Annotated in this window: 7 protein-coding genes and 1 pseudogene; 2 read left to right on the top strand and 6 right to left on the bottom strand. The window is 65.6% G+C overall.

Translation table 11 applies throughout. The features are described from left to right. The 5 genes and pseudogenes from ACRDTL_RS01325 to ACRDTL_RS01305 form a co-directional block, all read right to left on the bottom strand. Positions 1-262, bottom strand: a pseudogene (locus ACRDTL_RS01325) (urease accessory protein UreF); the annotation flags it as partial. 2 nt (positions 263-264) lie between these two features. After that, positions 265-1,983, bottom strand: a complete 1,719-nt coding sequence (locus ACRDTL_RS01320; protein WP_431504921.1) for an urease subunit alpha — start codon at positions 1,981-1,983, stop codon at positions 265-267. Then, on the bottom strand, positions 1,976-2,401 hold the full coding sequence (locus ACRDTL_RS01315) for an urease subunit beta (protein WP_431504920.1): 426 nt from the start codon (positions 2,399-2,401) through the stop codon (positions 1,976-1,978). The genes ACRDTL_RS01320 and ACRDTL_RS01315 overlap by 8 nt, the downstream gene beginning before the upstream one ends. Beyond that, positions 2,398-2,700, bottom strand: coding sequence for an urease subunit gamma (locus ACRDTL_RS01310; protein WP_431504919.1), 303 nt, complete (start codon positions 2,698-2,700; stop codon positions 2,398-2,400). Before ACRDTL_RS01310 ends, ACRDTL_RS01315 begins: the two co-directional genes overlap by 4 nt. Before the next feature lie 65 nt (positions 2,701-2,765). Then, entirely contained in the window at positions 2,766-3,506 is a 741-nt protein-coding gene (locus ACRDTL_RS01305) for a FadR/GntR family transcriptional regulator (protein WP_431504922.1), read from the bottom strand. Between the two features lie 29 nt (positions 3,507-3,535). Between ACRDTL_RS01305 and ACRDTL_RS01300 the strand changes: the two genes are divergently transcribed. Both ACRDTL_RS01300 and ACRDTL_RS01295 read left to right on the top strand, forming a co-directional pair. Beyond that, positions 3,536-5,029: a carotenoid oxygenase family protein gene (locus ACRDTL_RS01300; RefSeq protein ID WP_431504918.1), complete on the top strand. Its 1,494-nt coding sequence runs from the start codon at positions 3,536-3,538 to the stop codon at positions 5,027-5,029. After that, positions 5,026-6,174, top strand: coding sequence for an acyl-CoA dehydrogenase family protein (locus tag ACRDTL_RS01295; protein WP_431504917.1), 1,149 nt, complete (start codon positions 5,026-5,028; stop codon positions 6,172-6,174). Before ACRDTL_RS01300 ends, ACRDTL_RS01295 begins: the two co-directional genes overlap by 4 nt. 69 nt (positions 6,175-6,243) lie before the next feature. On the opposite strand, the gene ACRDTL_RS01290 is transcribed toward ACRDTL_RS01295, so the two are convergent. Further along, positions 6,244-7,715: acyl-CoA dehydrogenase (locus ACRDTL_RS01290; protein ID WP_431504916.1), on the bottom strand; the 1,472-nt coding region annotated here is incomplete at its 5' end.

Below are 7,715 nucleotides of genomic sequence, written 5' to 3'. Positions count from 1 at the left end.
GCGTCGGCGACGGAATCCGGGCATCCAACTCGACATCCAGCGCGTCGAAGGCCGCCTCGCTCGCGAACGCGTGACAACTCGCAGCGGCGAATGCCGCCGACACCACCCCTGACGTCGCCGCCCGGCCTCGCAGGAACGCTTCCAGGTCAACCATGTCGCGCACCCGTCCGCAGCGGATGCTCTCTTCCAGACCGCCGGAATGGGCATACCCGCCGGCCGGGAAACGACCGTCGGACAACAACAACAGCGCAGCGCCGCTCATGGTCAGTAAAGGAAATAGCGTTGAGTCATGGGCAATTCGCTGACCGGCTCGTGGTCGGCCGGCTCGCCGTCGATGCGGACCGCGAAAGTGTCGGGGTTTACTTCGATCTTCGGCAGGGCGCCGTTGAGTGGAAGATCCGACTTACTCAGGCCGCGCACGTTTTTGATGGGAACAAGTTTGCGGTCGACGGCAAGCCGGTCGGCGAGGCCGTCATCGATCGCTGTCTGCGACACGAACGCGACGCTGGTGGCCGGGGCGGCGCGGGTGTGCGCGTTGTACCCCAGCCGCGGCAGCACCGGCTGCGGGGTCGGCACCGAGGCATTCGGGTCACCCAGCATCGCCATCGCGGCCATGCCGCCCTTGAACACGAGAGTCGGTTTGACACCGAACAACGGCGTGACCCACAACGCGAAGTCGGCCAGCTTGCCCGGCTCGATCGAGCCGATCTCGTCGTCCAGGCCATGGATGACCGCCGGACAGATCGTGTACTTCGCGATATAGCGCCGGGCGCGGTCATTATCAGCAGGGCCAGCACGTCCACCCACCGACAGCGGACCCCGCAGGTTCTTCATCACGTGCGCGGTCTGCCAGGTCCGCAGCACCGTCTCGCCCAGCCGTCCCATCGCCTGTGCGTCCGAGGACATCGCCGAGATCGCGCCGATGTCCTGCAAAATATCCTCCGCCGCAATCGTTCCCGCTCGAACCCGGCTTTCCGCGAACGCCAGTTCGGTGGGAATGGTGGGGTTCAGATGGTGGGCGACCAGGACCATGTCGAGTTGCTCGTCGACGGTGTTGACGGTGAACGGCCGGGTCGGCGTGGTGGACGACGGCAGCACGTTGGGCTCACCGGCGATCCGGATGATATCCGGCGCGTGCCCGCCGCCGGCGCCCTCGGTGTGGTAGCTGTGAAAGGTCCGGCCGCCCACGGCGCGGATCAGTTCTTCGACGAAGCCCGTCTCGTTCAGAGTGTCGCTGTGAATGGCGACCTGCACTCCGGCGTCGTCGGCAACCCGCAGTGCCGCGTCGATCACCGCGGGACTTGCGCCCCAGTCCTCGTGCACCTTGAAGCCCGCTGCGCCGCCGCGAAGCTGCTCGGCCAGTGCCTCGTCCGAGACGGTGCTGCCGCGGCCGAGGAAGGCGACGTTGACCGGCCACGGATCGAATCCCTCGAACATCCGCTCCAGCCACCAACTTCCGGGTGTTGCCAGGGTGGCCTTGGAGCCGTCGGTCGGGCCGCTGCCGCCGCCGACGAGGGTGGTGACGCCCGCCTGCAACGCGACCTGGCACATGTCCGGTGACACGAAGTGCACGTGGGTGTCGACCGCACCAGGTGTCATGATCAGCCCGGAGCCGTTGACCAACTCGGTGGACGGGCCGATGACGAGGTTCGGGTGCACGCCGTCCATGATGTCGGGGTTGCCGGATTTACCGATCGCGACAAAACGACCGTCGCGAATACCCACGTCCGCCTTGATGATCCGCAGATGGTCGAAGACGATGACGTTCACTATGACGAGATCCGGCGTGTTCTCGGCGCGGGTTCGGTGCGACTGCCCCTGCGATTCGCGACCGGATTTGCCGCCACCGAAGACTACTTCGTCGCCACCAACACACATGTCCTCTTCGATCTCGATGAACAGATCGGTGTCGGCGAGCCGCAGCTGGTCACCGGTCGTCGGTCCGAGCGAGGCGTCGTAAGTGGCGCGGTCGATTTCAGCCATCCAGCCGCCCACCGCACAGTCCGCGGAAACCGGCGGCGATGCGGTCCCCGACAAATGGCACCAGGTCCACCTCCTGCACAGTGCCCGGATCGAAGCGGACCATCCCGCCCGAGATGATGTTCAGCCGTTTGCCCCAGGCCGCCGAACGGTTGAATTCGAGCGCCTCGTTGGTCTCCGCGAAGTGGTAGTGCGACCCGACCGTTACCGGCCGATCGCCGGTGTTGGTCACCCGCAGCGTCGTGACCGGGCGGCCCTCGTTGATCAGCACAGCACCTTTGCCGTAGCGCACCTCGCCGGGAACGCCCGGATGGGCACGGGTGTCCGCGCCGGGATGAGTGACCGCGATCGTGCTGCCCTTGCCCGAGCCCAGCGGCACATCGATGCCGCTGCCCGGGCTGCCGTGCTGGACGGGGCTCACGTGATCGGCTCCGGAACCGTGATCAGCTTCGTCCCATCCGGGAAGGTCGCCTCGACGTGCACCTCGGCCAACATCTCCGGCACGCCGTCCATGACCTCCTCGCGGGTGAGCACCTCACGGCCGGCGTTCTGCAGCTCGGCCTTGGTCCGCCCGTCCCGGGCGCCCTCCAGCAGGAAGTCGGTGATGATCGCGGTCGCCTCGGGCAAGTTCAATTTCAGTCCCCGACCGCGTCGGCCGCGTGCCAACTCGGCAGCAACGTGGATCATCAACCGTTCCTGCTCTTTGAGCGTGAGCAACATCGCGACTACCTTCCCTGCGGCGACGTCAGGTATTCCCCACGCTAGCAACTGCAAACGCACCCCGATCAGCGCCAGGGCAGGTTGCTGTCTTCGCTGCGCCAGCGTGACGGCGGAATCATCGGCGCTCCAAGCAACCCGGAATCCGCGACGTGCCGCAGCGCGGCATCGAGGTGCTGGCGCATCCGCCGCTCGGCCTTCGAAGCGTCTTTCCCGGTGATCGCGGCAGCGATCGCCCGGTGCGATTTAGCTGCTTCGTCGCGGTCGTACTGAGTGATGTCCTGTTCGGCTGCCGCCCACCGAACTGCCTGTTCGACTGCGGCTAAAACCGTTGTCAGGATGGGATTTCCACTGACCTCTACCAGCAGTTCGTGGAATTCGTGGTAGCCACTTCCGTCCGGGGCGATACCCCGTTCGGCGACCTCGGCGATGGCCGACCGCTGCTCGGGGGTGGCGTGTTCGGCGACGTGCGCGGCGGCGGCGGGTTCGAGCATTTTCCGGAATGCCAGCAGATCACCCCACGTCGCCCCGGTCAGGGTCAGTAACTGCACCAACGAGCGCGCAACCCGCTCGGGTTCTGGATGACGGATACGGACGCCGCTGCGTCCCTGGCTTGTGGTGGTCAGGCCCTCGGCGTCCAGTAGGCGCAGCGCGAGGCGGACGGTCTCGCGGCTGACGCCGAGCGCCTTGATCAGCTCGGCTTCGGTGGGCAGCGAATCACCCGGCGCCAGTTCACCGGACAGAATCCGCCGGCGCAGGGTAGCGGCCACGACGTCGGGCGCACGGGACGGCCGGGAAGCACTTGTCATCGTCACGCTACTTAGTATACTAAGTAGCCATGGTCTTGGTCCCCAACGCCGCGGTGCTCACGGGGGCATTCCGCCCGATGCGATTCGAGGCGACCGTCGAGGACTGCGTCACCGCGTTCGGCGAGATTCCCAAGGAGCTGTCCGGCGGCTTCTATCGGGTCGGGCCGACGTTCAAACGACCCACCAAGCAGGGTGGCAACGGCCTGCTGGCGATGGACGGCATGGTGCAGGGCCTGACGTTCGACAACGGCCGCGCCGACTTTCGCAACCGCTGGATCCGCACACCGAAATACCTGCTGGAAGAACGCCATCGCCGCGGCATGTTCTGCTGGAGCGACGGCGAGTGGAGCGACTGGCGCAACATCGGCTTCGGTGCGGCGTTGCCGGATACGTGCGTACGGGGAATCCCACAGGGCACCAACAACATCAACTGCTTTCCGTTCGGGGGCGAAATCCTCGCCTCCGGCGAGCAGGGCAGCCCACCGGTGGCGCTGGATCCGATCACTCTGGACACCCGCGGTGTCGTGCCATGGTCGCCACAGCTGTCCCGCGGGATCTTCGAGCGGGCCGGCTATGGTGACGGTGCATTCACCGCACATCCGAAGTGGGACAGCGCCAGCGGAACGCTGTACGGCTGGGCGTACAGCAACCACAAACCATATCTCACCGTGCATGTGGTGCGACCCGACGGCACGGTGGTTTCCCGGGAGCTGTCGGATGCGCCGTATAGCTCGGAGGTCCACGATATGTGGCTCACCCCCAACTGGATGGTGTTGCCGTTCCAGGGTTTCGTTTTCGACCCGGACCGGATCGAGCGCGGGCTGTCGGTGCACGGGTGGCACCCCGAGTTACCGACCACGCTGGCGCTGGTACCGCGCGACGACGTCGAACACGGCGAGATCCGGTGGATCACCGCGGAAATCGAGCCGCAGTACATGATGCACACGCTGGCCGCCGACGTGACCGCAAACACACTGACCTTGGACGCTCCGGTCTTCGAACGCCCGCCGTTCCCGCTGGACATCGACCGGTTCGAGGGCGACGACGTGGCGTTGTTCTTCAACCTCGCCCGCAGCACGCTCGGCCGCTGGACCGTGGATCTGGGCACCGACAGCGTGAAAGCCGAGCTGCTCGACGACCAGCCCTGCGAGCTGCCCAAGGTCGACGAACGTTTCTACGGGCGCGGACACCGCTGGGGATACCTGATCGGCGGCGACGCGAAGGGCAACGGAATGCGCATGCACAGCCTGGTCGTGCGCGACCGCACCACCGGCACCGAGCAGCACTACCGGTTGAGACACGACCGCCCGGCGCTGGTGATGGAACCGACCTTCGTGCCACGAAGCCCGGATGCGCCGGAAGGTGATGGCTACCTGATGGTTCCGGTGTCACGGTGGACCGAAAACCTGGGCGAGTACCTGATTTTCGACACCGACGACATCACCGCCGGCCCGATTTGCCGCATCGAGATCCCGTTCCTGCTGGGCTTCACCCCGCACGGGCACTGGATGGACTTCCGTTGAACCTGACTGCCGTAGAAGAAGCCGAGCTGCGCGCCTCGGTGTACGGTATCGTCGCCGGCTTCGGCAACGACTACTTCACCCATTGCAGCGAAACTCTGCAGCATCCCACCGAGCTGTGGGACGCACTGGCAGCGGGCGGATTCGTCGGCGTGAACCTGCCCGAGGAATACGGCGGCGGCGGAATGGGATTGAGCGCGATGAACATCGTCGCCGAGGAGGCCGCCGCGGCCGGCTGCCCGCAGATCATGTTGATGATCTCACCGGGCATCGTCGGCAGTCTGCTGGCCCGGCACGCCACCCACGAACAAAAGCGGCAATGGCTGGCGCCGATGGCCGCCGGAACCTTCAAGATCGCGTTCGCGATCACCGAACCCGACGCCGGCTCCAACTCCCACCAGCTCGCCACCACCGCACGCCGCGACGGTGACAAGTACTACATCACCGGGCAGAAGACATTCATCACCGCCGCCGACCAGGCCGACGCTCTGCTCGTCGTCACCCGCACCGGCACCGATCCGAAAGGCCGCGCGCAGCTTTCGCTGTTCCTCGTCGACCGCGACACTCCCGGCATCGAGATGCACCGCATCCCGATGACCTTCGAGATCACCGACAAGTCGTTTACGGTGTTCTTCGACAACGTGGCCGTCCCGGCGGATCGGCTCGTCGGCGGCGAGGGCAACGGGCTGCGCATCGCGTTCGACGGCATGAACCCCGAACGGGTGATCATCGCCGCGATCTGCAATGGCGTCAGCCGCTACGCTCTGGACAAAGCCGTGGCGTACGCCCGCGAACGTCACGTGTGGCAGGTGCCGATCGGCGCTCATCAGGGCGTCGCACATCCGCTGGCCGAGGCCAAGATCGCGCTGGAGGCCGCCCGGCTGATGACCCGGCATGCCGCTGCCGGCTATGACGCCGGAGCTGACGCCGGCGAGGCCAGCAACATGGCGAAATTACTGGCCGCCGACGCGGCGATCCGCTGCGTTGATCAGGCCATCGAGGTGCACGGCGGTAGCGGGTTCACCCGGGAAGTGGCGCTGGCCAATATGTATGAGTTCATCCGTCTGTTCAAAACCGTGCCGATCACCCGCGAGATGATCCTCAACCACATCGCACAGCACAGCCTCGGGCTGCCGAAATCATACTGATCCACGCCAAACAGAAGCGAGGGTCGTGATCTTGCTCGAATCGCAGCCCTAACTTCTGTCTCGCGGCAGTCAGAACGCCGCTTCGGGCAGGCGCATGATGTTGTCGTCGAAGGACTCGATGATGCCTCGCAACGCGGTCAGGCGCGGAAGCATATTCCTGGCGAAAAATTCCGCCGTTGCGATCTTGCCTCGGTAGAACGCCCTATCGCGCGCCGCCGCGGTGGCCAGCGCGGCACGAGCGACGTCGGCCTGTACCAGTAGCCGCCAGCCGATCAGCAAGTCGCCGACGGCGAGCAGGAAACGCACCGATGCGAGCCCGACCTTGTAGATCTCGGTGGGCTGCTGCGGGGCGGCCATGAGATAACCGGTCAGGGTGGCCGTCATAGTCGTGACATCGTCGAACGCCCTACGAAGCAACTCGGCGGGCTCCCGTAACGCCACATCGCAGGTATCGATGGTCCGGCTGATCGCCGACGCCACATGCTCGAGCGCTGCGCCCTGGTCGCGGATGATCTTGCGGAAGAAGAAGTCCAGCGCCTGAATCGCCGTGGTGCCCTCGTAGAGTGAATCGATCTTGGCGTCGCGGATGTACTGCTCAATGGGATAATCGGTCAACGAGCCCGACGCACCGAGCGTCTGCAGCGACTCGGTCAGGATTTCGTAGGCCCGTTCCGAGCTCACCCCCTTGACCACCGGAAGCAGCAGATCGTTGACACGATGCGCCATCTCGGGGTCTGCTCCCGAAGTCTGATGCGCGACAAGGCCGTCCTGGTGCGCAGCGGCATACATATAAAGCGCTCGCAAACCTTCGGCGTAGGCCTTCTGCGTGATCAGGCTGCGACGCACATCCGGGTGGTGGATGATCGTGACCCGCGGCGCGGTCTTGTCGGTCATCTGGGTCAGATCCACGCCCTGCACCCGCTCTTTTGCGAAGGCCAGCGCGTTGAGATACCCGGTGGACAGTGTGCCGGCGGCCTTGACGCCGACCGTCATGCGCGCGTTCTCGATCACGGTGAACATCTGCGCGATCCCGTTGTGCACGTCGCCGACCAGGTAACCGACCGCGGGCAGCCCGTCGGCGCCGAAGGTCAACTCGCAGGTAGGGGAGGATTTCAGACCCATCTTGTGTTCCAGCCCGGTGGCGAAAACACCATTGCGGGAACCGAGTTCGAATGTGTCCGGGTCGAAAAGGTACTTGGGTACGTAGAACAGGCTCAACCCTTTGGTTCCCGGGCCGGCGCCCTCGGGCCGGGCCAGCACGAGATGGAAGATATTCTCGGCGGTGTCGCCCACGTCGCCACCGGAGATGAACCGCTTGACGCCCTCGATGTGCCACGTGCCGTCCGGTTGCGCGATGGCCTTGGTACGTCCCGCCCCGACATCGGAGCCGGCGTCGGCCTCGGTCAACACCATGGTGGCCGCCCAGCCGCGGTCCAGGCCCACCGCCGCCCACCGCTTCTGTTGTTCGGTGCCCTCGACATACAGGGCGTTGGCCATCGCCGGACCCGGGCTGTAGAAGAAGCCCGCGGACGGATTGGCGC

The sequence above is a fragment of the Mycobacterium sp. genome, from assembly GCF_050700595.1.
Lineage (GTDB): Bacteria > Actinomycetota > Actinomycetes > Mycobacteriales > Mycobacteriaceae > Mycobacterium.
Note: the sequence above shows the minus strand (reverse complement) of the source record. Positions and strands in the feature narration are given on the sequence as shown.